This is a genomic window from Pseudarthrobacter sp. B907 (assembly GCF_040137805.1).
Taxonomy (GTDB): Bacteria; Actinomycetota; Actinomycetes; order Actinomycetales; family Micrococcaceae; genus Arthrobacter.
This window is the reverse complement of the sequence record NZ_JBEEQE010000004.1, coordinates 248068-272468: the sequence shown is the minus strand read 5'-3', so window position 1 is coordinate 272468 and position 24401 is coordinate 248068. Positions and strand designations below refer to the sequence as shown.

Genomic DNA, 24401 nt, shown 5'->3' with positions numbered 1-24401 from the left:
GCGCAACGCTACTGGCGGGTACGTTACCCCGGGTGTCCGGCCCGGCGCCGGGGGGCAGTTTAAGTCTGCTATTTGGCGTTGTCGTAGGAGTCGACGACGGCGATACTCACCGGGAACTCCACCGGAATTCTGCCGAACAGCAGCTCCTTGGCGGCGGCCGCGGAGTCCTCGATGGCCCGGATGCTGGCTTCCACGGCGGCCTCGGGGCAGTGGACCATGACCTCGTCATGCAGGAAGAAGACCAGTTCCCCGGCCGGGGTGCCGTCCGCGCGCAGGGTCCGCAGCCGCCGTCGTAGTTCCGCAAGCCAGCAGGCGGCCCAGTCGGCGGCCGAACCCTGCACCACGAAGTTCCGGGTAAACCTTCCGCGCGATCGGGCGAGGGCCTCGGCCCGGCGCTGTTCCTCCGCGGTGGCGGACTGCTGGCTGCGCATCCAGCGTTCGGAGGGCGGCGGGCTGCTGCGGCCGAGCCGGGAGGTGACGGTCCTGCCGGCCTCGCCGTCGCGGGCGGCCTGCTCCACGAAGCCGACCGCGCGCGGGTAGGTGCGCGCCAGCTGCGGCATCAGCCGCCCGGATTCGCCCGTGGTGGCGCCGTAGATGGCGCCGAGCAGCGCAACCTTGGCCTTGGCCCGGTCGCCGCCGAATCCCTGCGCGGCGATGCCGGCGTAGAGGTCCTTGTCCCGGGCGGCCTCCGCCATCCTGGAGTCCTGGGCCAGGGCCACCAGCACGCGGGGTTCGAGCTGGGAGGCGTCGGCGACGATGAGTTTGTGGTCCGGGTCGGCGTGCACGGCACCGCGGATCTGCCGGGGGATCTGCAGGGCGCCGCCGCCGCGCGAGGCCCAGCGCCCGGACACCACGCCGCCCACCACGTATTCGGGCTGAAAGCGGCCGTTCTTGACCCAGGCGTCCAGCCAGGCCCAGCCGTTTGCTGCGTGCAGCCGGGCGAGTTTCTTGTAGGCCAGCAGCGGTTCGATCGCCGGGTGGGTGGATTCCTTCAGCTCCCACTGCCGCGTGCTTTTGACCTCGATGCCGTTCCGGTGCAGGGCCCGCATGAGTTCCTGCGGCGAATCCGGATTCAACGCCGGGGATTGCAGGAGGGTCCGCAGCTCGGTGTTGAGCGCCTCCAGCTTGGCGGGCCGGTGGCCCTGGGGCGGCCGCGGGCCGAGGTAGTCGGCGAGGATCCGCTCGTGCAGTTCCTCCCGCCAGGGCACGCCGGTGTGCTGCATCTCGGCGGCGATCATGGCGCCGGCGGACTCGGCGGCGAGCAGGAGCTGGAGCCTTTGCTTGCGGCGGTCGCCGTCGGGGTCGACCGCGGCCAGGGCTTCCTGCTGGGCGGTGTACTCGGCGCGGAGCTCCTCGGGGGAGTGCCGCGGGGCGGCGCGCAGCCCGGGGTCATCGAACAGGGCGCCCTGGTCCGCGGGCGGGGGAGGCGGCTGCAGTGCCCGCGGCGGCTGCTGGACGTCGTCGTCCTGGGTCAGCTTCTCCGCGTTGCGGGCGTACGCGGTGTGGGCGGTGAACTCCGAGTGGGCCAGGATCGCGCCGCACAGGGCCAGGTCGTAGCAGCGTTCCAGCTCGACGCCGGCGGCCAGCAGAGCCGGGTACCAGTCCTGGGTGCGGTGCCAGATCCAGCGCGGACGCTGCCGTTCCAGCTGGCGCACGACGCCGGGCAGCTCGGTGGCGCTGACCAGTCGCGGTTCGGGGGCCGCGGGATCGGGTGCGCCCGACGGCGTGAGCTGTTGGAGGGCTGCGCCGTCGGCGTGGGCGGCGAGCAGCAGGTACATAGGCTCAATTCTGCCCTGCCGCGCCGCCCGGTTTTCCACATAGCCGAAGATGGCGGGCAGCTGCAGCGTCCGATGCCTCCAAAGTGGTGCCATGAGCAGGCATCAACTACCCGAGCCAGTCGCCAGTCAGCCCGCGTCCCGGCAGTCCGGGGCCGGGGCCGGGCCCGGGCCGAGACTGGACCCGGTGTCCAGCCCGGGGTCGTGGCTTCCCGAAGGGACGGCGGAGACGCTGCTCGTCACCGCGTCCGAGGTCCTGCGCGGCGAGGTGGAGCGCATCGTCGCCGCGGCCGGGCGCCAGCTAAGCCTGGCACGGGATGCCGCGGAGGCGGCCCCGTACTGGGACTCCGCCGGCGCCGTGCTCGTTGGCAGCGACGTCCGGGAAATCCCGATCCGGCGCCGTGCGCCGGCAGTTCTTGTGGGACTGAGCGGTGAGGGGGACAGCCTTTGGCAGCTGGCCGCGGCCATGGGGGCCGAACGGGTCGCCGTCCTCCCCGAGGGCGGCCCCTGGCTCGCCGAGTACCTCAGCCGATCGCACGCCCCGGATCCGGGCGGGCATGTCCTCGGCGTCATTGGCGGCTGCGGCGGCGCCGGGGCCACCACCGCCGCCATCTGGCTGGCCCAGGCCGCCGCCGGACTGGGCGCCCGGGTCCTCTTGATCGACGGAGACCCGTGGGGCGGCGGCCTCGAACTGGCCCTCGCTGCCGAAGAAGAACCCGGGCTCCGCTGGCCAGACCTCGCAGAGGCCAGCGGCAGCATCGACCCGGATCAGCTCCACGAGGCGCTGCCCGAAGCGGGCGGGTTCTCGTTTCTGTCCTGGCCGGGGAACCGGGAACTGCCACGGGCCATCGACCCGGCCGCGGTCGCCGGTGTGCTTGACGCCGCGCGTCGCTGCTACGAGCTGGTGGTGCTGGACATCGGCCGCGCGCTCGAGCCACTGCGGACCTTCGCCTGGGAATGCGACCGGATCGTCGTCGTGCTGCCCGCCCAGCTCCGGGCCGCGGTGGCATCAGCCCGTTTGGTGCCCGAGCTACCTCCGGTGGAGACCGTGTTGGCGATCCGGACGAAACCCGGGGTCGCATTCGACTACCAGCTAATTTCCCAAGCCGTGGGGCTCCCCGTGCAGGCCATCGTGCCCGAGGTCCGGGGGACGGCCGCCGCCACGGAACTCGGGCGCCTGCTGGACGCCGGTGGACGGCGCAGCGTACAACGCTTCACCGAAGGAGTCCTGGCCTTCGGCGCGGACGTGTTCCCGTGAGTTCGCAGCTTGCGCCCGAACCGCCGGACCCGGAGAACCGACGGTTCCGCCGGCAGCTGCGCGGCCCCCAGCGGCGGGTGGATGCGTTGCTCCTTGAAGCGGTCCGCGAATCGGTCATGGCCGATGCTGGCCCGGTCACGCCGTCCCGCGTGGCCGCAGCCGTGCAGGCCAGCGGCAGGCTCCTCGGCACCGCAGGGGCGCTGGCCGCCGTCGAAAGCATCAGCGCCGAACTGAACGGGCTGGGACCGCTGCAGCCGTTGACGCGGGACCCGCTCGTGACGGACATCTTCGTCAACGGCCCGGCCTCGGTGTGGCTGGACCGCGGCCGCGGGCTTGAACGCGCCCCGGTTACCTTTGCCGGCGAGGCCGAGGTCCGTTCCCTCGCGGCCCGGCTGGTGGCCGCCGGCGGGCGCCGGCTGGACGACGGTTCGCCCTGCGTGGATGTCAGGCTCGAAGGCGGGTATCGGGTCCATGCGGTGCTGCCGCCGATCTCCACGGCCGGCACGCTGCTGAGCGTGCGGATCCGGCGCGAGTCGGTCTTCTCCCTGGACGAGCTCGGCCGTGCCGGCATGTTCGGGCCCATCGTGCGGGAGGTGCTGGAACGGATGGTGGCCAGCCGCCTGAGCTTCCTGGTCAGCGGCGCGACGGGGTCGGGCAAAACGACGCTGCTCGCCACGCTCCTCGGCCTGTGCCGACCGGGGGAGCGGCTCGTTCTGATCGAGGACGCCTCGGAACTGAACCCCGTTCATCCGCACGTGGTGTCGCTGGAGTCCCGCCACAGCAACCTCGAGGGCGGCGGCGCCGTCGGGCTCGGCGAGCTGGTCCGGCAGGCTCTGCGGATGCGTCCCGACCGGCTGGTGGTGGGGGAGTGCCGCGGCGCGGAAGTCCGGGAACTGCTCTCCGCGATGAACACCGGGCACACCGGTGCCGGCGGGACCATCCATGCCAACACTGCCGCCGCGGTCCCGGCCCGGCTGACGGCCCTGGGAGCTCTCGCGGGAATGGGGCCCGACGCCGTCCGGCTCCAGGCGGCCAGCGCCCTCGATGCCATAGTCCACCTGGAACGGACCGGTCACGGCCGGCACGTAGCATCCGTCGGGCTGGTCGGGGAAAACGGATCCGAACTGGCCGTCCAGGGGGCCTTGGAAACGATTGACGGCTCGGTCGTGTCCGGTCCGGCCTGGCCGGAGCTGGCCTCCCGCCTGGGCATGGATCCGGCTGCCGTGCCAGGCTGTCCTGGCGCCGCCGGAACCGACCGGTCGGGCGTGGCCCCATGACCGCCGCCGCCCTGACCGGAATCCTGGCGCTGGCGCTCTGGCTGGTCTTCGCGCCGCCGGGTGGCTCCGGCCGGCGACTGCGGAGGATTCTGGCCGTTCCGCGGGGCGGGCGCCTGCCGGAAGCTGCTGCTGCCCTCGGGCGCGGCTGGCGGGCCCGCTTGCCAATGAGGCACGGCGGGCGGGCAACCCGCTCGGAGGTTCCCATGACCGTGCTCGCGCAACAGCTGGCTGCCCTGCTGAAGGGCGGACGGGCGCCTGCCCAGCTGTGGGAGGACCTCTGGCTGCTCTACGGGGACCCGTCGCCGGAGGGCTTCCCAACGGACGGCTCCGGGCGGCGGGACGGGTTGCCAGGCCGCGCCGGTGCCCTAGGTGCGACGTCGCGGGACATCGTGGCCGCTGCCCGGGCTGCTGCCCTGCGGGGATCCCCGGTGGCAGCGGCCATTCGAACGCGAGCCTCCCCGGACCACGGACGGGGCGGCCCCCGGAGTTATGACCGGAGGGAACGGGCGGTCTGGATGGAGCTTGCCGCGTGCTTCGACGTGGCCGAGGCCAGCGGCTGCCCGCTCGCCGACGTCCTGACGCGTTTCGCCGCCCACCTGGAATCCGACGGCGACGCCCGGGCCGCCCGGCAGACCGCGCTCGCCGGGCCTAAAGCCACGGTCCGGATCCTGACCTGGCTGCCCTTCCTGGGGCTCGGAATCGGGGTACTGCTCGGGGTGGATCCGTGGACCATCCTGCTCGGCACTCCCTGGGGCACGGCGGCTCTCGGCGCGGGGGTGGCCCTCACCGCGGCCGGCCGGATCTGGTCCGCCCGCCTCGTCCGGGCCGCGGCCGGGCGGCGGCCGTGATCCTGCCCCCGGGCCCGCTCGCGGTGGCCGTCCTGCTGGCCGCGGCGGTGGTCGTGGCTGGCACGGACCGGCGGTGGGAGGACCGGCGCTGGAGGATTCAGGACCAGCACCGGCCCGAGAGCTCGGCCGGCCGCGTCAAGGGCGGCGGCCACCCGGAGGGCCCTGATCTCGGGCTCCGGGATCCCGCGCTGATGCTGGAACTGATCGGCGCCATGCTGGACGCCGGCTCCGGGCTTGGCCGCTCGCTGGAACTGCTCGCTGGGCACGCCTCCGACGCGTTGCGCCGCCCGTTGGTGCCGGTCATCTCCGCCCTAGCGATCGGCGCCGACTGGGAGACCGCCTGGCGGGGCTCCGGTCCCGTTCCCGCCCCGGTGCTGGCACTCAAGGAAGCCTTGGATTTCGCGGCGAAGACCGGAGTGCCCTCGGCGGCCATCCTTTACGCGCAGGCGGCCCGGCTGCGCCGCGAGCAGTTCCGGGATGCCGAGCGCCGCGCCGCCGCGCTGGGCGTGAAGCTGGTCATCCCGCTGGGGCTCTGCTCGCTGCCCGCCTTCGTTTGCCTGGGCATCGTGCCGGTGCTGCTTGCGCTTCTGCCCCCGGGCGCATGAGTCCCGGCACACCGAGGAGCAAGCCGCCGGTCCGGGGGTCGCCGCAGGAACGAGACGCCGGGCCGCCACCGGAACGGGCCGCTTCCGGGCCGCGACTTCTCCTCCACACCCGGATTTATCCACTTGGGACCTCAGCACTCTTACCCGCCGCGGCCGGGCAACGCAGATTGGAATCAGCCGGTGACCGTGCCGGAATCTCCCGAGAGGAACGCTCATGACTTTCCACCGAAACGCCCCCGCCGGCCCCGACCGAGCGCAGGACGAAACCGCAAGCGCGGACGTACGCGAAATTTACCCGGGCGCCCGGCAGGCACCGCCGGTGCAGGTCTTCCCCAGGCCCGCACGCCGGCAGCGGAAACTCCGCCATTCCGAAGCGGGGATGGCGACCGCCGAGTATGCCATCGCTACCCTCGCCGCCGTCGGGTTTGCCGGCCTGCTGGTCCTCATCATGCGCAGCGACGAGGTCCGGGGGTTCCTGCTAAACATCATCCGCACGGCCCTCGCGCTGCCGTGAACGGCGTGCCGCGGGGTTCGTCAGCCGGGCCGGCACGCTCCCGCGGCTCCGGGAATCCGGGGACCCCGCGGCCCTTACCCCGGTCCGCAGCGGGCCGGGGTGCCGTGACGGCCGAATTCGCCGTCGCACTGCCGGCCGTCCTCCTGGTCCTTGGCCTGCTGCTGGCCGGTTCCGCCGCCGGGTTGACGCAACTCCGGCTCGAGGAGGCGGCCCGGGCCGGCGCCCGGGCCCTCGCTCGCGGTGAGGACGCCGCTGCTGTAGGTGGCATCGTCCGGCAGCTCGCCGGAGAATCGGCGCGGTCAACCGTGACTGCCGACGGAATCTGGCTCAGCGTAACGGTGTCCGGAACTGTCAGCGGAGCGGCGGCTTCCCTGATCCCGTGGACCCTCACGGCGAAGGCCTGGGCGCGGCGTGAGTCCACGGACGCCGCGGCGCTCTCCGCTCCAGCGACGGCGCCCCACGGCCTGACCAGGGATGCATGATGGCCGTCCTCGTAAGGAACTCGGAGCTCGGCGCGGGCACCGTTCTCGCCGTGGGCCTCGGGCTGGTGCTGCTGCTGGCAGTGAGCGCCGTGGTGCTGCTGGCCCAGGCCGCGGCGCTGGTCGCGAAAGCCGCCTCGGCGGCGGATCTGGCGGCGCTCGCAGCGGCGGACGCCGCCCGCGGCCTTACACCCGGGGAACCGTGTGCCGTCGGCGCCGAGGTCGCCGGCCGGCACGGCGCCCGGTTAGTGGGTTGTTCGGTGGTATTCGGCGACACCGTCCAGGTCCGGACGGAACTCCCCTTCCACGGCATGTTCGGGCCGGCTATGGGGCTTGCCCGGGCGGGACCGCCGCCAGCCGGGGAAGACGGGCCGCCGGAGCCCGCCCGAGGACCGCCGGGGACCGGCGGCGGGTAACGCCGCCTGCCGGTCCGGGCTGCTGGGCCCTCCGGCCCGTCTGGCCCACACACTGCTGGTCCGCCCGGCAGCGCCGGCTACCCGGCCGGGCTGGCCACCGGGCCGGCGGCCCCCGCGACCGGGGTCGCCGACTCCCCGGCGGGGCCGCCCATCAGGTCCGTGGCGTCGGTCAGCAGCATCTCGATCAGCGTGACGGCAGCGTCCTTGTCCAGCGGGTTGTTCTTGTTGCCGCATTTGGGGGACTGGACGCACGACGGGCAGCCGGACTCGCATTCGCAGGCCTTGATCGCATCGCGCGTCGCAGCGAGCCACACCCGGGCCTTGTCGTAGCCGCGCTCGGCGAAGCCGGCACCCCCCGGGTGGCCGTCGTACACGAAAATCGTCGGGACTCCGGTGTCGGCGTGGATCGCCGTGGAGACCCCGCCGATGTCCCACCTGTCGCTGGACGCCACCAGCGGCAGCAACCCGATGGCAGCGTGCTCGGCGGCGTGCAAGGCGCCGGGGAACTGCGCCTCTATCAGCCCGGCGCCCGTCAGAGACCTGTTGTCCATCACGAACCAGACAGCCTTGGTGAAGAGATCCCGGGCCCCCAGTTGCAGCGGTTCCTCGCCGAGGATCTCGTTTGAAATCAGCGCCTTTCGCTGGAAGGAGACCACCTGTGTCGTCACTTTCACATCGCCGAAATGCACCGCAACGTCACCCCACTGCGTCGTGCGGAGCGTCTCCAGCACCTCGATCTGGGTCACGTCGCGCGCCGTCGTGTAGTAGTCGGGGTTGGCGCGCCGCACCACAACGCAGTGTTCGCCTTCGTTCAGGTCCTCGACGACATAGCTCTCACCCTGATGGACGTAGATGGCGCCGGTGTGCGCCTGGTAGTGCGTCTGCGGCGAATCCATCGTGCCGAGCAGCGAACCGGTGTCAGCGTCCACAATACTCACCGGGCCGCCGCCGTCCGCCCGCAGATTCACCATGGCCGCGGCGCTCTGCGGGTGGGTCCAGAACCAACCGGCGGGACGTTTGCGCAAGTAGCCCTGGACGACCAGCTGGTCCAGCAACTTCTCGGCGGTGGGGCCGAACAGCTCCAGCTCCGAGTAGCCCAGCGGTAATTCCGCCGCGGCCGCGCACAGGTGGGGTCCCAGCACATACGGATTGGAGGGGTCGAAGACCGTGGCCTCCACCGAGACGTCGAAGATCGCCTCCGGGTGGTTCACCAGATACGTGTCGAGCGGATCGTCGCTCGCGACGAACGCGGCGATGGCATCCTGCCCGGCGCGGCCCGCCCGGCCGATCTGTTGGAACAGCGATGCCCGGGTTCCCGGCCAGCCGGCGACCAGGACCGCGTCGAGGCCCGAAATGTCGATGCCCAGTTCCAACGCCGAGGTGCTGGAAACGCCCAGCAGCTCGCCGGAGCGCAGCGCCTTTTCCAGTGCCCGCCGTTCCTCCGGCAGGTACCCGGAACGGTAGGCCGCCACCCGCTGCGGCAGGCTCGGGTCCACCTCGTCCAGGAGGCGTTTGGTGATGGAGGCGATCGTCTCGGCCCCGCGCCGGGACTTGATGAACGCGATGGTCCGGATCCGGGAGGAAACCAGGTTCGCCAGCAGATCCGAGGTTTCGGCTACGGCGGTCCGGCGCTCCTTGGCCCCGTTCTCGCCGCGCAGCTCCGTCAGGGCCGGTTCCCAGAACGCCACGGTGGTGGCCCCGTGCGGCGAGCAGTCCTCGGACACCGCCCGGACGGGGGCGCCGATGAGCCGGCCGAAAGACGTTCCGGGATCGGACGCGGTGGCCGAAGCGGCGATGAACACGGGCCCCGGATGGCCGGCGCCGGGACTGTAGTAGGCGCAGATCCGCCGGAGCCGGCGCATCAGGTTGGCCACATGCGAGCCGAAAACACCGCGGTAGCTGTGCGCCTCGTCCACAATCACGTAGCGCAGCCGGCGGAAGAAGCGGGCCCACCAGGCGTGGTTCGGAAGGATCCCGAAGTGCAGCATGTCGGGATTGGCCAGGATCACGTTGGCGTGGTCCCGGATCCAGCGCCGGGAAGCAGGGTCGGTGTCGCCGTCATACGTTTCGGCGCGGACGGTGGGCAGCTGGAGCGAGCGGATGGCGGCCAGCTGGTCGGCGGCCAGGGCCTTGGTGGGGGAGAGGTAGAGCGTCACGGCGCCGTCGTCGTGGATCTTGCCGGGATCGGCCAGGACACGCAGCTCGGAGCGGTGGACCGCGTCCAGCGCCGGCAGTTGGTAGGCCAGGGACTTGCCCGAGGCGGTGCCGGTGGCGATCACCACGTGTTCGCCCGCGTGGGCCAGGTCGGCGGCCTGGACCTGGTGGCGGTAGGGCTCGTGGATGCCGAGCGAGCCGTAGGCCTGCACCAGATCCGGATGGACCCACTCCGGCCACGGCTCATTGACGGCCATCCGGGCCGGGATCGTCCTCACATGCCGCAGCTGCTCCGGGTCCGGGCCGCGGCCCAGCAACGGGATCAGGGACTCATGGGGATTCACTCCAACATTGTTTCACCCGGGCTCAAATCGCCCGTCAGAAGCCCCTGCTGTCCGGGACCGCGTGCAGGGCAGGTTTCGGCCTCACCCCCGGGCGGCAATCGGCCTCACTCCACGGAAAGATCGGCGCCCTCGTCCGAGGAAGAGAGCATCAGCACGTGGCACACCGTGGTCCAGCCCAGATGTGAGTACAGCTGCTGGCCGTCCAGCGAGGCAAGCAGGAGTCCGCCTTCGACGTCGTGCTCGAAGGCCTGCGCGGCCAGGGCCCGCATGATGAAGCTGCCGAGCCCCCGCCGCTGGAAGCCCGGCTCCGTGACGATCCGGTCGAAGACGGCGGTGTGGTCGGCGACGAACACCCGCCCGCTGGCAGCGACCTCGTCGCCGGCATAGACGACGGCGTGGTGGACGCCGCCCGCGGTTGTGGGCACCCACCGGAGGTCGTCGTCCGGAAGCCAGGGATCTTCGGCGTCCTGGGTCTCCATGTCCACGATCATCATGGTCTGCGACGCGGAGGTGACGTTCAGCCGGTGCTGCGCGGCCAGGGAAGTGTAGCGGGGCACATCGTTTGTGAGGACCGTGAGGATCCGGGCCGGGACCTCGGCGGTCTTGACGGCCAGGTCCGCAAACTCCGAGTCCGAGGGATCATAGGCGAAATACTCCCATTCGTGGGTGGTGTCCGCTCTCAGCACCGCGGGAAAGCGGCCCTCCCTGCGCGTCTCATAACCCCGGCAACCGGCCCACCCGGCAACCCAGACCTCAAGGAGGTGGGTGGTGTCTTCAACCATGGCGTCAAGACTCATGACATGAGCGTATTCCAGCCCCGGCACAAGCAACAGGGGCCGGGTTCTGTGACGGCGCTTGCTTACGCAATTGTGACTCGACAACGGCGCCGCCGGTGCCGCGAACCAACCCGAGACCCAACCGGCGACCCAACCGGCGCACGGCCGTGCCCCCGCCGTCGGACGGCACCGCGGGACGGCGCAGCGCAACGATTCACGCCCGGGCCGGCATCGCGTTTTGCCCCGCCCAGTACGCTTAAATACGTGAATCGAATTGTGCTCTTCTACGGCTTTACCCCGATCGCGGACCCGGAGGCCGTCCGGCTCTGGCAGCGGGCCCTCTGCGAGAAACACGGGCTGACCGGCCGGATCATCATCTCCGAAGACGGCATCAACGCAACCGTCGGCGGCGAAATCGGAGCCGTCAAGCAGTACGTCAAGACGACCCGCGAATACAAGGGCTTCCGCGGCATCGACGTGAAATGGTCCGACGGCGGGGCCGAGGACTTCCCCCGGCTCAGCGTGAAAGTACGCGAGGAGATTGTCTCCTTCGGCGCCCCCGGAGAGCTCAAAGTGGACGAAAACGGCGTCGTCGGCGGCGGCACCCACCTTGCCCCCGAGGAACTGCACCGGCTGGTCGCGGAGAAGAAGCAGGCCGGCGACGAAGTGGTGTTCTTCGACGGGCGCAACGGCTTCGAAGCCCAGATCGGCAAGTTCAAGGACGCGGTGGTCCCCGACGTTGCGACCACCCACGATTTCATCAGGGAACTCGACTCGGGCAAGTACGACGCCCTCAAAGACAAGCCGGTGGTCACCTACTGCACCGGCGGCATCCGCTGCGAGGTCCTCTCCAGCCTTATGGTCAACCGCGGCTTCAAAGAGGTTTACCAGCTCGACGGCGGGATCGTCCGCTACGGCGAGGCGTTCAAGGACCAGGGGCTCTGGGAGGGATCGCTCTACGTGTTCGACAAGCGCATGCACCTCGAATTCAGCGAGGACGCCAAGACCATCGGCCAGTGCGTCCGCTGCGAAGCGCCCACCAGCAAATTCGAGAACTGCTCCAACCCGAGCTGCCGCACACTGACGCTCTACTGTGCCGACTGCGCCTCGGATCCGGCCACGCTGCGCTGCCCGGACGGCTGCCCGGACGGCTGCGCCGCCTGAGGCCAGGACTCAGAGCCGGCTGACGCGGTAGGCGAAGTTCGCCGGCGCCAGCGACTCGACCAGGACCGTCAGTACCGTGTCCGCGGAAAGCTGGACCACGTTGACCCGCGAGGTGCCGCACCGCAGGCTCAGATCCACCAGGATGCTCTCCTTGTCCCGGATAGTGAACGACACCCGCCGGGTGCTCCGGCAGACCAGTGTGAGGGCGTACGTCCCGCTCGGCAACTGCGTTGTGGTTTCGTTGCGCGTCGCCCCCGCGTCCAGGAACCCGTAGCCGGTGTGAAAAACCTGGCCATGGATCTCGGGCAGCACCTCCGCCACCCAGTGGTTCAAGTCCGCCCCGGTCACCGGCAGGTTCATGGCGGGATCCTCAGGAAGCGCCGCGTCGGTATACGTCACCGACGGGGAAGGCAGATCGTCGGCGGACAACCCGTCGTCGTACTCATACTCGCAAGCGGACAGCCCGCAGGCCACGACGGCGGCAAGCGCGACGGCGGCGACCGCGCCGCGCGACCGCGGCGGCCGGGGTGCCTGCGCGGTGGGCATACTCCGACTGTAGGCCCGGCCGCGGCGCCGGACCAGAGCCGATCGGCCCGGAACGCCGGGGCTTAGACCTCAGCGTGGCCGTCGGCGGAACGAGCTGCGGCTTAGCTCAGCTGGCGGGCATCAGCTGGTAGGCAAAGATAAGCGGGGCGTCCACGCTGGAGGCGCTGATCGTCAGCCGGCCCGCGGCGGGAACCTTGATCCTGGCGGTTTCCCGGCTCCCGTTGCAGGCGGCTCCCGACTCTGCCAGCCGTTTGCCGTCGAGGGAGACGTCGAAGAATTCCTTGCCGCCGCCGTCGCAGGTCATGGTGAGGATGTAGCTGCCGGCCGGGACGGTGGCCTCCCGGGCGATTGGATCCCGGTTGAGGATCTTTCCCGCGTCCGCCAGGACGATCCCGCCGGCCGGCGGCAGGGCGGTGGCCTTCCAAGTATCCACGTTGGCGGATTCGATGGAGCCGGCGGGGGAACACGCCGAGGCGCCGAGCACGACTGCGGCAACGGCCGCCGCCGCAAGGGCGCGCCGGAACGCGCGGGAGCGGGCCGGAAGCGGAGGAGCAAAAAGCATGCCTCCAACTTACCGGCTCCAGCGCCCCTCCCCGGCCCGGCCCACGCTAGCCCGCGATCAGCTCCAGCACCGGCCCCCTGTGCAGGGCAACGTACACCCGGTTCCGCAGCCGGTTCGCCTCCGCGTCGGTCAGCGTCCGGTCCAGCGGCTGCAGGACCAGCCGGATCAGGACGTTCACCTGGCCCGGGGCCAGCCGGAGGCGTTCGACGGCGGCCCGCGGCAGTTCGGCTGCTGGCGTCACGGCCAGTACCTCGAGGGATGCCAGCAGATCGGCGTCCGCCCCGAGTGCGGTGCGGGCCAGGTCGCCCAGCAGCTCGCCGTCGGCATCCTCTGCCGCGCCCAGGACCAGGGACAGGTCGCGCCGGATCTCGGGCATAGCCGACACCGGCCGGTACGGGCGCAGGTCCTGCAGCTGGGCCTGGACCTCCGGATGCTCCGACCGCAGCAGGCGGATGTCCTGGATGCCCTTGCGCAGCATCAGCGCCCGGTCCAGACCCAGGCCCAGGGCCAGCCCGGCCCAGCGGCGGGGATCCAGCCCGGAGCCGCGCAGTACCCGCGCCGCCACGAGCCCGCACTCGGCAAGTTCCAGCCACTCGCGGCCGCCGTCGGGCCCGGTGACCAGCACGTCCAGCTGCTGACCCATCGCCGTGTAAGTGTGCTCCGCGGGTGTGGCCCGCCACTGGACATCCGGATATTGCGCAGCCGGGAGCACGGCTTCCACCACAGCGGCCATCATCGCGTGCAGTTCGGCCGGACCGAGCAGGCCGCGGGCCTTGAGCCGCCACAGGTCGACCTGGTGCGGCGCGCCGACATGGGTCCGGTCCACCGCGTCGCGCCGGTAGACGAGACCCGGCAGCACATGGAGCCGGTCATAGTGGCCGAGCTCGCTGCGGAGCGTGTCCAGCAGGGCCGGGACGCCGGCCGACGTGTGGCTGCGGAGCATCACCGTGGGGCTGACGTGGCGCGAGTAACGAGAGTCCCGGGTGACGTCGTCCGGCGAATACCCCAGCCGGTCGTAGTTGTCGGCGGTGGCCACGAGGGGGCTGTGGCGGTGAGTTGTGGCGGGTATGTCCCAGAGCCGCTTCAGGCCGGCGGCCACGTCGGCCAGCAGCAGTTGGAGCGCGTGAGGGCCGGCGGCGGGGTCCGACAGGTCGCGGACGGCGAGGGCGGAGTTNGGGTATGTCCCAGAGCCGCTTCAGGCCGGCGGCCACGTCGGCCAGCAGCAGTTGGAGCGCGTGAGGGCCGGCGGCGGGGTCCGACAGGTCGCGGACGGCGAGGGCGGAGTTCAGCTCGGGCAGGGAAAGGTATGTCTTCATGGCGGGGTCCTTGGTTTTTTTGGGGGCGGGGAGGAGATATCACCCTCAACCGCTGTGCCGGACGGACCCCGGCGGCCACAGTCAGGCGCGCGTCAGAAAGCCCGTGCGGCCGGTAAACGGCCGAGGGCTGATAAATCGCTGCTGCCTGTGCATGGGTCCATGGTACGCCCGGCCCGAGTCCCGCGAACCCGGCAGGGCTTGACCTTGACGCAGCGTCAACATCTAGGCTCGCTGTAGCGGGCCGGAGAGACCGGTCGGCGCGGGAGGAGGCACCGTGGAGTGGTCCGTCCAGCAGATCGCCAAGCTTGCCGGCACCACGAGCCGGACGCTGCGGCACTACGCCGGCGTCGGGCTGCTCAAGCCCAGCCGCACCGGGGACAACGGCTACCGCTACTACGACCAGCCCGCCCTGCTCCGGCTGCAGCGCATCCTGCTCCTGCGCGAACTGGGCCTGGGCCTGCCGGCGATCGCCGAGGTCCTCGCCCAGGAGCGGCCGGCGGAAACCGCGCTGGTGGGCCACCTTGAGTGGCTGAAACAGGAACAGGACCGGCTGGCACGGCAGATCGCGTCGGTCCAGCACACCATCGAGGCAGTGCAGGCAGGAAGGGAAATCATGGCAGAGAAGATGTTCGACGGTTTCGACCACACCCGGTACCAGGAGGAGGTGGAGGAACGCTGGGGCAAGGACGCCTACGCGCAGGGCGACACGTGGTGGCGCGGCATGGGGGCGGCCGACAAGGACACCTGGAAGCAGGCGTCCCGCCAGCTTCGCGACGACTGGACAGCGGCGGCGGAATCGGGCGCCGCCCCGGACGGCCCGGAGGCGCAGGATCTGGCCCGGCGCCAGGTCGAGTGGCTCAGCGCCATTCCGGGCACCCCGGCCGCAGCCGGCGGGAGCGTGAAGGACTACGTGTCCGGCCTCGGCGAGACGTACGTGGCGGATCCGCGCTTCGCCGCGAACTACGGCGGGGCCGCCGGGGCGGCGTTCGTGCGGGACGCGCTGCAGGCCTACGCACGGAAGCACCTCTGAGGCCGCAGCCCCTGCCGGACCCCTGACCCCGGACCCAGGACCGCGGACCGCGCGGGGCACGCGCCGCGCCTAAACTTGTCCGGTGACCCCCTCAACGCTCTTCACGGCCGGCAACACCCCCGACGCTCCGCGCAGCGACCTCCCGGACCTGCTCACGGCGCTCGCGGGGGACCTGCGCCGGATCGGCTACACGGTCGACGGCGTCGCCGGGCTCCTGGGCCACGCCGCCCACGCGGCGCTGGCCCGGGACCAGCTCGTCCCGGCCCTGATCGCCACCGAGGCCGCCGCCGGCGACGAGACGACGGCGGCGCTCGCCGCCGTCGTCCGCCTGTGGCTGCTGGCCGAACCGCAGCCCGCCGGGACCCTCGACGCCGCCCTGCCGGGCATCCGCACGGCGGGGCTGCTGGAGCTAGGCCTGGTGGAGCCGTCCGGGGAAGGCCGGGTGCAGGCAAAGGTGGACCTCCGCCCGTACGGCTGGGAGGGCAGTTCCGACGACGGCGCCCAGGGCGAAGATACCGTCAGCAGCGGCGGCGCCGAGCTCTGGGTGGCCAGCGACCTGGCCGCGTACCAGCGCCCGGGCGTGCTGCGCCACGACCACGTGCTGGGGATCGGGCAGGCGTCCACCACCCTGGTCCAGGTAACCGCCCGCCGGCATGTGGCCCGCGCCCTGGACCTCGGCACCGGCTGCGGCATCCAGACCTTCCACCTGCTGCACCATGCCGAGCACGTCACCGCCACCGACATCTCGGACCGGGCGCTGGCGTTCACCCGCTTCAACCTGCTGCTGAACGCCGGGGCGCTGCACCTGGACCCCGCCGCCCTGGAGGCCCGGGTGAGCCTGCGGCTGGGTTCGCTGCTGGATCCCGTCGCGGGGGAGAAATTCGAGCTGGTGGTCTCCAACCCGCCGTTCGTGATCACCCCGCGCAGCTCCGGGGAGGCCGCGGCGGACCAGTTCACCTACCGTGACGGCGGCCTGCCGGGAGACGACATCGTCGCCGCCCTGGTCCGGGATCTGCCCTCGGTCCTCACGCCCGGCGGAACGGCCCAGCTGCTCGGCAACTGGGAGATCCGGGCCGGCGCCGCGTGGGCGGACCGGCCGCAGTCCTGGGTCAGCCCCGACGCCGACGCCTGGTTCATCCAGCGCGAGCAGGTCAGCCCTGAACAGTACGCCGAAACCTGGCTGCAGGACGCCTCCGAGGCCCGCGACCGGCGGCTCTATCAGGACTCATACGCCGCCTACCTGAACGACTTCGCGTCCCGGGACGTGGCGGCCATCGGCTTCGGGATGATCTGGCTGCGGCGACCCGCGGCCGGCGGCCGGCCGGTGATCTCCCGCTTCGAGGAGATCACCTACCCGATCGAACAGCCCGTCGGCCCGCACCTCGGCGCCGCCGTCGAGCGCGCCGACTGGCTCGCCGCCCACGACTTGGAATCCGCGCACCTGCTGGTGGCCGACGACGTCACGGAGGAGCGGCACCAGCGCCCCGGCGCCGAACACCTCGGCGTAATCCTGCTGCGCCAGGGCGCCGGGCTCCGCCGCACCAACCTGCTCAGCACCGAACTGGCCGGCTTCGTCTCAGCGTGCGACGGCGAGCTCTCCGTCGGGCAGATCATCGGTGCCCTGGAGGCCCTGCTGGGCGGGTACGAGGGCTACGACAGCGCGGCCTTCCGCGAGGGGGTCCTCAGCGAGGTGGCCAACCTGGTGCGCGACGGCTTCCTGCTCCCCGCCTGAGACGGGCGCAACGGCGGCCGGAACCGATGACGGCGCGGCCGCCGCCGGCGCCGCCGGGACTGCCGCGCCCTCGCGGCCGAACCGGGGCAGCACATAGGCGGTGACGGCCAGGGCCACGAGCACACCGCCTGCGCCGGTGATGAGGAAGCTCAGCCGGATCGGCAACAGCGCGCCCAGGAGACCGCCGATGGCCAGGGCGGCGATGGACACCGCCCGGGTCATGCCGCCTATGATCGCTATCGCCTGGCCGCGCCCGCTTTCCGGGATGCACAGGATCGCGATGGCCCCAAAGCACGCGTTCAGGGCGCCGCAGGCGGTACCCATCGCCGTGTAGGCCACGAAGAGGAGCTCCACGGTGGGCACCAGCGCCATCACCCCCAGGAAGGCCGAGGTCAGGACCATCGAGGCCAGCAGCACCCGAAGCCGGGCCGGCGGCGTCCTGATGCGTCCCGCCAGCGCGGCACCGGCCGCCATGCCCAGCCCGAAGGCCGCTGCCAGCAGCCCGTACTGGGTCTCGGTGGCGCCCAGCTCACCACGGGCCAGGAAGACCTCGAGTACATTGGTCGCTTCGCCCACGACGATAAAGAACAGTGCGCCCAGCACCAGGGCCCACACCAGGGCGTCCCGGCGGATCAGCCGCAGGCCGTCCAGCAGCGCCGGCGCTTCCCGGCCCGTGAGTTCCGCAGCGGTGCCGCGCCGGGTCCGGATCAGCAGCGCGCCGGCGCCCATGGCCAGATAGCAGCCGCTCGCGACGCCGAACACGGCCCCCGAGCCGCCCCAGCCGCTGAGCAGCCCGCCCGCCGCCGGGCCGGCCATGCCCGCAATCATGACGGTGGCCTGCATGGTGCCCATCGCCCGCGGGGTGCGTTCCTCGCCGACGATCCTGGGCAGCAGCGCCTGCCAGGTGGGGCCGGCCACGGCCTGCGCGGCGTCGAGCAGGAAGGTCAGGGCGAACAGCACCGGGATGTGGTGGTCCACGAACTGCAGGCTGACGCCCATCCCCGCGACGGCGGCGGCGCTGAGCAGGGAGGCCGCCGTCGCCAGCGTGCGGGAGTCCCGGGTGTCCGCCAGCCGGCCCGCCCAGGGCGCCAGCACCACCAGCGGCAGCGCCGAACACAGCAGGTACCCCGCTACCAGCCACGGTCCGGCAGCCGCCGTCGGGCCCGCGGCCGAAACGTTCTGGAGGTGCAGCATGATGCTGACCACGACGGCGCCCATGCCGGCCGTGGCCAGGAACCGGGAGCTGCTGGCGAGCAGAAAGTCGCGGTTGCGCCACAGCGGAGAGACACCGGATGCGCTCCGCCATTTATGAAGTATCTGTTTCATAAGTAGAAAGGTAGCCCGCCCCGAATCGCAGTGTCAAGCATTCCTTTCACAGTTTGGCGGGCGTCGGTAGACTGGAAGCGTGAATGCAGAAATACCGAAGGCGGAACTGTCCGCCGCTCCGGCCGCCAAGCGACGGCAGCGTCCGGAGAAGAAGGTCGAGATCACCGACCCGAAGGCGATCCGGGCCCTGGCCCACGCCGCGAGGCTCGAGGTGATTTCCGAGCTGTATTCCACTCAGGTCAGCCGGACCGCCACCGAACTGGCCGCCCAGACCGGCCTGACCCCCAGCGCCATGAGCTACCACCTGCGCGCCCTGCAGAAGTGGGGCATCGTGGTGCCGGCCGCCACTGCCGGCGACGCCCGGGAACGCCGCTGGAAAGCCGCCGGCACGGACTTCACCATCAACTCCGGTGGGGGAGTGGCGAGCCCGGAATTCGCCGTGCTGGACCTGGAGCTGGATGCCTACCGCCGGCGCGTCAACGCCTACGCCCGGACCCGGGACGAACAGCGCCAGCGCGGCGAGGTTGTGGACGGGACTTCCTCCGTCGTGCTGGCCAGCAACCTGCTGTACCTGACCCCGGCGCAGCGGGCTGAGTTGAACGAAAAGCTCTTCGATCTGCTCAAGGACTACGAGCTTGAGGACCCGGACCGGGTGCCCGAGGGGGCCGTCCGGATGGCCACCATGTGGTCGATGATCCCGGACGACCGGGGCAACGCCGCGCCGGCCTCCTGAGCACCCGCCTGAGCACCGGCGCGGGCGCGGCAAAAGGCCGGGACGAGGGTGGTGACCCTCATCCCGGCCTTCGGTGTTGCGCGTAGGCCGCGCGGAACCCCTTTAGCGGCGGGTGCCGTCCGTGCCGTCGGTTTCGATGCGTTCCTTGCGGACTTCCTCATCGACCGTGACCTCGTCGGTCACGGTGTCCTTGTCGAGGCGGACACGTTCCACCGGGACGGTCTCCTTGTCCACGACCGGCCGCTCCTCATGCAGGACAACCTCGTGCTCTTCCTCGCTGAGGTCCGGGCCGGACATCGCCTGGCCGCGGTTGGCCTCGGTGATCGGCTCCCGTTCAACGCGGACTTCCTCCCGCTGCACCGGAACGGTCTGGGTGACGTTTTCCGTGGTGACGTACTTGCGCAGCCGGACCCGGGCAGCATCCTGCGTCTCGGTTCCGACGTTCAGCCGTTCCTCGGAGCGCGTCATGGCGTCGTCCGTGGTCGGGCCGGAGGTGTCGCGACCGACGGTCCCGCGGTCGTCGTAGCGGCCCGTATGGGTGCCCGCGGTGCCCGCGAAGTCTGCGTCATGGCCGGTCGTGGCGTCCGTGTAGGTCCGGCCGCCGCCGCTCAGCTGGTAGTGCTGGTACAGCCGCTCCTCCTCGGAGGGCTCCAGATGGCCGTCAGCGTCGACGCGCGGGGCGTCCTTGACGAGGTCTTTGTGGTAGGGGACCACGACGTCGTCCCCTTCGATCCGGGCCCCCTCCAGCGGGACGAAGCTCTCGGAGCTTCCGAAGAGGCCGGTCTTCGCGGTCACCCAGCTGGGCTGTCCGCTCTCGTCGTCGGCGTACACCTGGCCGATGGAGCCGATCTTGTCGCCGTCGGTGGAAAGGATGTTGCCCTTGCGGTTCAGCAGGTCGTTGATGTGTTCCTTGGTGATCATGGTCTCTCCTTGGATTTCAATCATTTACTGCGGTGGGTGTTGCTCCGGCCGGAGCGTGTCGCCTGGCCGGCAGGCCGTCAGTTTTGGGGTGCCGGGCTGGTGGGGGATCTTCCGGCCGAGCGAAGGGCCCTGCGGCTGGGCCTTCGATGTATCTATCCTAAGCATGCTTACTAGTCCCTTGGCAAGCATGCTTACTAATTTTTCTGAGAGTGAACAGCCGGGCCCCGGCGTCCGGCGCCGCGACCTGGCGCTGCGTCGCGGGCATCCGACCGCGGCTTGGCGCTCGACGCCCCGCCATGCCCGAACGCGGAAGCCCCCGCGCGAACCGAGGATCCGGGCGGGGGCTTCTGCGTGGATGTGGGGGTCCTAGTGCTGGCCGAGGCTTCCGCCGGCGGGCGGGAGCGTGCCGGGGCCGCCCTCGGTGCGCGCCCTGCGTTCCGCCTCGCTCGCCGTGTCGCTCAGAGCCGTTTCGTCCGAGTCGCCCTCGATGTCGACCAGACCGTTCGTCTGGTCGAACGGCTTGGCGTCCGAGCGGGGGCCGGGCTGGCTGGCGGTACCGTCCGCGAGTCCTTCGTCCGGGAAGACGCTTCCCGCGGTCCCTGTCGGCGGGACGGTGGTGGTCGGCGTGGTGACGGGCGGCACAGCGGTCGTGTCGGGCTGCGCCGTTCCGCTGTCGGCGTCCTTGCGTCCCGAGGCGGCGGCCACGCCAGCGGCCGCTGCTGCGGCGAGGCCGACGCCGGCAACGACCTTCCCGGACACGCCGGCCTTGCCGCTGTCGCCGCGTGAGGCGGCCGCGTCCTCCACTCCGGGCGTTCCGGCTGGCACGCCTTCACCGACGGTGCCACGCCAGGCTCCGGTGGCGTAGCCCTCGTCCTCGATGAAGGCCTTGAACCGTTCCAGGTCGCTCTCCGCCTGCTTTTCCACGACGTTGAGCTTGTCGCCGATCTTTTCCACGACGCCCTCGGGCTCGTACTCGAGTGAGAGCTGGACCGAGGTCTGCCCGCCGCCGAGGTCCTCGAAGGTCACGGACCCGGCGTTAGTGGCGCCCTCCGTCGCGGCCCAGGCCACCTTCTGGTCCGGGACCTGCTCCAGGATCCGCGCCTGCCACTGCCGGCGGACCCCGCCGATCTCGGCGGTCCACTGAAGCCTGTTGTCGCTGAGCTGCTCGACGTTCTTTACCCCGCCCATGAAGTGCGGGAACTCTTCGAACTGGGTCCACTGGTTATAGGCAACGCTGACGGGAACGTTGACCAGAATGCGCTTTTCAACCTTGGTGCTCACTGTGTCTCCTTTGATTGGAATCGGGGGACCAACAAGAGATGAACCACTCATCAGTATGCTTACTATATCTACTGATGCAACCCCGGGCCAGAGGCCGGGGTACGCCTGTCCGGCTGCGGACGGCGTTCGCGTCAGCCCTTCCTGCCGTACTCGTAGACGCTGAAACTTTCCGCGGTGCCGTTCAAGGACAGGGACGGCAAGCCCTTCACGGTGGCCGGCGGCACCTCGTTCGTGATCCCCGCGGGCGCCCGCGGCGGGCGCGGCCCCTGCGGCGGTGTCCTTTTCGCAGCATCCATCCGAATGGTAGGCGTCCTTACTGCAGTGGCGGGGCCGTCGACGGCGAGGCAGCGCGGCTGGGTCCTGCCGCCGGATCGGATCGAGGAGCTGCTGCGGGCCGGCTGAGCGGCGGCGCCCGTTCGTGAATTCCATTCGGACGGCGGCTGGATGCGCCCGGCCGCCCCCGTTTCGGCCTCCGGCTGGGGCTTGGGTCCGTGATGGTTTCGACCCGGTTGCGCGGGAATCTGCAAAATATGGTGAACTAGGCGGATATGGGCGCATCTGCCCGAGCCACCTTTTTCTGTAGGAGCACCGTGCCAAGCAAGGCCCCCACCGGCAAGAAACTCGTGATTGTGGAGTCTCCCGCCAAGAGCAAGACCATCGCCAAGTACCTGGGCGAGGGTTTCATCGTTGAGGCCTCCATCGGTCACATCCGCGACCTTCCGCAGCCCTCGGAGCTCCCTGCAGACCTGAAGAAAACGCCGCTGGGCAAGTTCGCCGTCGACATCGAGCACGACTTCAAGCCGTACTACGTGGTGTCCCCGGACAAGAAGAAAAAGGTGGCCGAGCTCAAGGCCCAGCTCAAGGGCGCCGACGCGCTCTACCTTGCAACCGATGGGGACCGCGAGGGCGAGGCCATCGCGTGGCACCTGCTGGAAGTCCTCAAGCCCAAGGTTCCGGTGTACCGGATGACCTTCGGTGAAATCACCAAGGAAGCCATCCACCGCGCCATGGACAACCTGCGCGACGTGGACCAGGACCTGGTGGACGCGCAGGAAACCCGCCGCGTGCTGGACCGCCTCTACGGCTACGAAATCTCCCCGGTGCTGTGGCGCAAGGTGGCCCGCGGCCTCTCCGCCGGCCGCGTGCAGTCCGTGGTGACCCGCATGGTGGTGGACCGCGAACGCGAACGGATGGCCTTCAAGGCGGCCTCCTACTGGGACCTGACCGGCCAGTTCGGCGCCGAGTCCGGCTCGTTCAAGGCCAAACTGGCGTCCGTCGACGGCGCCAAGGTCGCCAGCGGCCGCGACTTCAACGACAACGGCGAGCTGACCTCCCGCAACGTTGTGCACCTCAACGAGGAGCTCGCCACCTCGCTCGCCGCGGGACTGCAAACGGCGGACTTCCGGGTCCGTTCCGTCGACACGAAGCCCTACACCCGCCGTCCCGCGGCGCCGTTCACCACCTCCACGCTGCAACAGGAGGCCGGCCGCAAGCTGCGCTTCTCCTCGAAGAGCACCATGCAGGTGGCCCAGCGGCTGTACGAAAACGGCTACATCACCTATATGCGTACGGACTCGAACGCGCTGAGCAACGAGGCCATCACGGCCGCGCGGCGCCAGGCCTCGGAGCTGTACGGTCCGGAGTACGTTCCGCAGTCGCCCCGCGTCTACAGCGGCAAGGCAGCCAACGCGCAGGAGGCCCACGAGGCCATCCGTCCCGCCGGTGACTCCTTCCGCACCCCGGCGCAGGTCGCCAAGCAGCTCTCCGGCGACGAGTTCCGCCTCTACGAGCTGATCTGGAAGCGCACGGTCGCCTCGCAGATGGCCGACGCCAAGGGTTCGACGGCGACCATCCGCCTCGGCGCCGTCGCCACCGACGGCAGGGACGCCGAGTTCTCCGCCTCCGGCACCGTGATCACCTTCCCGGGCTTCCTCGCCGCCTACGAAGAAGGCAAGGACGAGAGCCGCGGGGACGAGGACTCCGAGGAAGCGCGCCGGCTGCCCAACGTGGCCAAGGACGACGCGCTGACTGCGTCGGAGATCGTCGCCGTCGGGCACGAGACCTCGCCGCCGCCGCGCTACACCGAAGCGTCGCTGACCGCGGAACTGGAAAAGAAGGGCATCGGCCGCCCGTCGACCTACGCCTCCACGATTTCCACCATCCAGGACCGCGGCTACGTCCGGAAGCAGGGCTCCGCGCTGGTGCCGAGCTGGATCGCGTTCTCCGTGATCCGGCTGCTCGAACAGCACTTCCACGACTACGTGGACTACGACTTCACGGCGGACATGGAAGCGGACCTGGACAAGATCGCCAACGGCCAGGAGGCCGGACCCGCCTGGCTCAAGCACTTCTACTTCGGTGCCGATTCCGAGCCCGGGCTGCTGAGCATCGTCAACAACCTTGGCGAGATCGACGCCCGCGAAATCAACTCCATCCCGATCACCGACGGCATCACCCTGCGCGTGGGCAAGTTCGGCCCGTACCTGGAAAGCTCGGTCCCCACCGTGGACCCGAAGACCGGCGAAGTGGTCGAGTCGGCCCGCGCCAACGTCCCCGAGGACCTGGCCCCGGACGAGCTCACCGCCGCCAAGGCCATCGAGCTGATGGAGACCGCGGCCCCCGAGGAACGCGTGCTCGGCACGGACCCGCACACCGGGCACACCGTCGTGGCCAAGAACGGCCGCTACGGGGCGTACGTCACCGAGGTCATCCCCGAGATGACCGACGAACAGCTCGCCAACCAGCCGGTGGAGTACTACAAAAACGGCAAGCCGAAGCCGCCGAAGAAGCCCGTCAAGGCCAAGCCCCGCACCGGATCGCTGTTTGCGTCCATGGGCGTGGACACGGTCACCCTGGATGAGGCCCTGCAGCTGATGAGCCTGCCGCGCGTGCTCGGCCAGGACGCCGAGGGCAACCCCATCACTGTGCAGAACGGCCGGTTCGGCCCGTACCTGAAGAAGGGCACCGACTCCCGCTCCATCGGCTCGGAGGAGGAAATCTTCACCATCACGCTGGAGCAGGCGCTGGAGATCTACTCCCAGCCCAAGCAGCGCGGCGCCCGCGCCGCCGTGCCGCCGCTGGCGGAGTTCGGCCCGGACCCGGTCTCGGAGAAGAACATCGTGGTGAAGGAAGGCCGCTTCGGCCCGTACATCACCGACGGCATCACCAACATCACCGTGCCGCGGTCCACCTCCATCGAGGAGCTGACCCGGGAACAGGCCGTCGAACTCCTCGCCGAGAAGCGCGCCAAGGGCCCGGTCAAACGCACGACGACGGCGCGCAAGGCCCCGGCCCGCAAGAAGGCCCCCGCCAAGAAGTAGGGGCATTTACATCCCGCTCGCGGG

21 protein-coding genes and 1 pseudogene are annotated in these 24401 nt (G+C 70.6%); 13 read left to right on the top strand and 9 right to left on the bottom strand.

The window, feature by feature from the left end:
• Positions 1-68: 68 nt before the first annotated feature.
• The gene (locus tag ABLI39_RS05670) at positions 69-1778 is read right to left on the bottom strand and encodes a bifunctional 3'-5' exonuclease/DNA polymerase (RefSeq protein ID WP_349412447.1); all 1710 of its coding nucleotides are present in this window, start codon (positions 1776-1778) and stop codon (positions 69-71) included.
• A gap of 91 nt (positions 1779-1869) precedes the next feature.
• Between ABLI39_RS05670 and ssd the strand changes: the two genes are divergently transcribed.
• From ssd to ABLI39_RS05635, 7 genes are all read left to right on the top strand, one after another.
• A complete protein-coding gene (ssd, locus tag ABLI39_RS05665) occupies positions 1870-3033 on the top strand; it encodes a septum site-determining protein Ssd (protein ID WP_349412446.1) in 1164 nt (387 codons plus the stop codon).
• Positions 3034-3089: 56 nt separating this feature from the next.
• A complete protein-coding gene (locus ABLI39_RS05660; RefSeq protein WP_349412473.1) occupies positions 3090-4310 on the top strand; it encodes a TadA family conjugal transfer-associated ATPase in 1221 nt (406 codons plus the stop codon).
• The gene (locus ABLI39_RS05655; protein ID WP_349412445.1) at positions 4307-5158 is read left to right on the top strand and encodes a type II secretion system F family protein; all 852 of its coding nucleotides are present in this window, start codon (positions 4307-4309) and stop codon (positions 5156-5158) included. The genes ABLI39_RS05660 and ABLI39_RS05655 overlap by 4 nt, the downstream gene beginning before the upstream one ends.
• Positions 5158-5763: a type II secretion system F family protein gene (locus tag ABLI39_RS05650; RefSeq protein WP_349412472.1), complete on the top strand. Its 606-nt coding sequence runs from the start codon at positions 5158-5160 to the stop codon at positions 5761-5763. Before ABLI39_RS05655 ends, ABLI39_RS05650 begins: the two co-directional genes overlap by 1 nt.
• Positions 5764-5977: 214 nt before the next feature.
• Complete coding sequence (locus ABLI39_RS05645) at positions 5978-6277, top strand: DUF4244 domain-containing protein (protein ID WP_349412444.1); 300 nt, start codon at positions 5978-5980, stop codon at positions 6275-6277.
• Between the two features lie 104 nt (positions 6278-6381).
• Entirely contained in the window at positions 6382-6759 is a 378-nt protein-coding gene (locus tag ABLI39_RS05640; RefSeq protein ID WP_349412443.1) for a TadE family type IV pilus minor pilin, read from the top strand.
• Entirely contained in the window at positions 6759-7172 is a 414-nt protein-coding gene (locus ABLI39_RS05635; protein WP_349412442.1) for an Rv3654c family TadE-like protein, read from the top strand. Before ABLI39_RS05640 ends, ABLI39_RS05635 begins: the two co-directional genes overlap by 1 nt.
• A gap of 77 nt (positions 7173-7249) precedes the next feature.
• Here the strand turns inward: ABLI39_RS05635 and ABLI39_RS05630 are convergent, their stop codons facing one another.
• Both ABLI39_RS05630 and ABLI39_RS05625 read right to left on the bottom strand, forming a co-directional pair.
• The gene (locus tag ABLI39_RS05630) at positions 7250-9670 is read right to left on the bottom strand and encodes a DEAD/DEAH box helicase (RefSeq protein ID WP_349412441.1); all 2421 of its coding nucleotides are present in this window, start codon (positions 9668-9670) and stop codon (positions 7250-7252) included.
• A 104-nt stretch (positions 9671-9774) separates the two neighbouring features.
• On the bottom strand, positions 9775-10467 hold the full coding sequence (locus ABLI39_RS05625; protein WP_349412440.1) for a GNAT family N-acetyltransferase: 693 nt from the start codon (positions 10465-10467) through the stop codon (positions 9775-9777).
• Positions 10468-10710: 243 nt separating this feature from the next.
• Here ABLI39_RS05625 and trhO point away from each other — a divergent pair, with 243 nt between their 5' ends.
• The gene (trhO, locus tag ABLI39_RS05620; protein ID WP_349412439.1) at positions 10711-11610 is read left to right on the top strand and encodes an oxygen-dependent tRNA uridine(34) hydroxylase TrhO; all 900 of its coding nucleotides are present in this window, start codon (positions 10711-10713) and stop codon (positions 11608-11610) included.
• 9 nt (positions 11611-11619) lie between these two features.
• On the opposite strand, the gene ABLI39_RS05615 is transcribed toward trhO, so the two are convergent.
• The 3 genes from ABLI39_RS05615 to srmL all read right to left on the bottom strand — a co-directional run bounded on the left by ABLI39_RS05615 (position 11620) and on the right by srmL (position 13868).
• A complete protein-coding gene (locus ABLI39_RS05615; RefSeq protein WP_349412438.1) occupies positions 11620-12156 on the bottom strand; it encodes a DUF6023 family protein in 537 nt (178 codons plus the stop codon).
• A 106-nt stretch (positions 12157-12262) separates the two neighbouring features.
• Complete coding sequence (locus tag ABLI39_RS05610; protein ID WP_349412437.1) at positions 12263-12718, bottom strand: DUF6023 family protein; 456 nt, start codon at positions 12716-12718, stop codon at positions 12263-12265.
• 46 nt (positions 12719-12764) lie between these two features.
• Complete coding sequence (srmL, locus tag ABLI39_RS05605) at positions 12765-13868, bottom strand: PheS-related mystery ligase SrmL (RefSeq protein ID WP_502935190.1); 1104 nt, start codon at positions 13866-13868, stop codon at positions 12765-12767.
• Positions 13869-14308: 440 nt separating this feature from the next.
• Here srmL and ABLI39_RS05600 point away from each other — a divergent pair, with 440 nt between their 5' ends.
• Positions 14309-15064: a MerR family transcriptional regulator gene (locus ABLI39_RS05600; protein ID WP_349412435.1), complete on the top strand. Its 756-nt coding sequence runs from the start codon at positions 14309-14311 to the stop codon at positions 15062-15064.
• Positions 15065-15146: 82 nt separating this feature from the next.
• Positions 15147-16796 carry a DUF7059 domain-containing protein gene (locus ABLI39_RS05595; RefSeq protein WP_349412434.1) on the top strand — a complete coding sequence of 550 codons (1650 nt, stop codon included), beginning with the start codon at positions 15147-15149 and terminating at the stop codon, positions 16794-16796.
• An 81-nt stretch (positions 16797-16877) separates the two neighbouring features.
• Here ABLI39_RS05595 and ABLI39_RS05590 read toward each other — a convergent pair.
• Positions 16878-18014 (bottom strand): annotated as a pseudogene (locus tag ABLI39_RS05590) (MFS transporter); the annotation flags it as partial.
• 187 nt (positions 18015-18201) lie between these two features.
• Between ABLI39_RS05590 and ABLI39_RS05585 the strand changes: the two are divergent.
• On the top strand, positions 18202-18855 hold the full coding sequence (locus tag ABLI39_RS05585; protein WP_349412433.1) for an ArsR/SmtB family transcription factor: 654 nt from the start codon (positions 18202-18204) through the stop codon (positions 18853-18855).
• Between the two features lie 102 nt (positions 18856-18957).
• Here ABLI39_RS05585 and ABLI39_RS05580 read toward each other — a convergent pair whose 3' ends face one another.
• Together ABLI39_RS05580 and ABLI39_RS05575 are read right to left on the bottom strand one after the other, a co-directional pair.
• Entirely contained in the window at positions 18958-19776 is an 819-nt protein-coding gene (locus ABLI39_RS05580; RefSeq protein WP_349412432.1) for a DUF2382 domain-containing protein, read from the bottom strand.
• A 366-nt stretch (positions 19777-20142) separates the two neighbouring features.
• Positions 20143-21057 (bottom strand): SRPBCC family protein, encoded by a 915-nt coding sequence (locus ABLI39_RS05575; protein ID WP_349412431.1) that lies wholly within the window; start codon positions 21055-21057, stop codon positions 20143-20145.
• Between the two features lie 174 nt (positions 21058-21231).
• Between ABLI39_RS05575 and ABLI39_RS05570 the strand changes: the two genes are divergently transcribed.
• Both ABLI39_RS05570 and topA read left to right on the top strand, forming a co-directional pair.
• The gene (locus ABLI39_RS05570; RefSeq protein WP_349412430.1) at positions 21232-21459 is read left to right on the top strand and encodes a hypothetical protein; all 228 of its coding nucleotides are present in this window, start codon (positions 21232-21234) and stop codon (positions 21457-21459) included.
• A 188-nt stretch (positions 21460-21647) separates the two neighbouring features.
• Positions 21648-24377 carry a type I DNA topoisomerase gene (gene topA / locus ABLI39_RS05565; RefSeq protein ID WP_349412429.1) on the top strand — a complete coding sequence of 910 codons (2730 nt, stop codon included), beginning with the start codon at positions 21648-21650 and terminating at the stop codon, positions 24375-24377.
• The last annotated feature ends 24 nt before the right edge of the window (positions 24378-24401 follow it).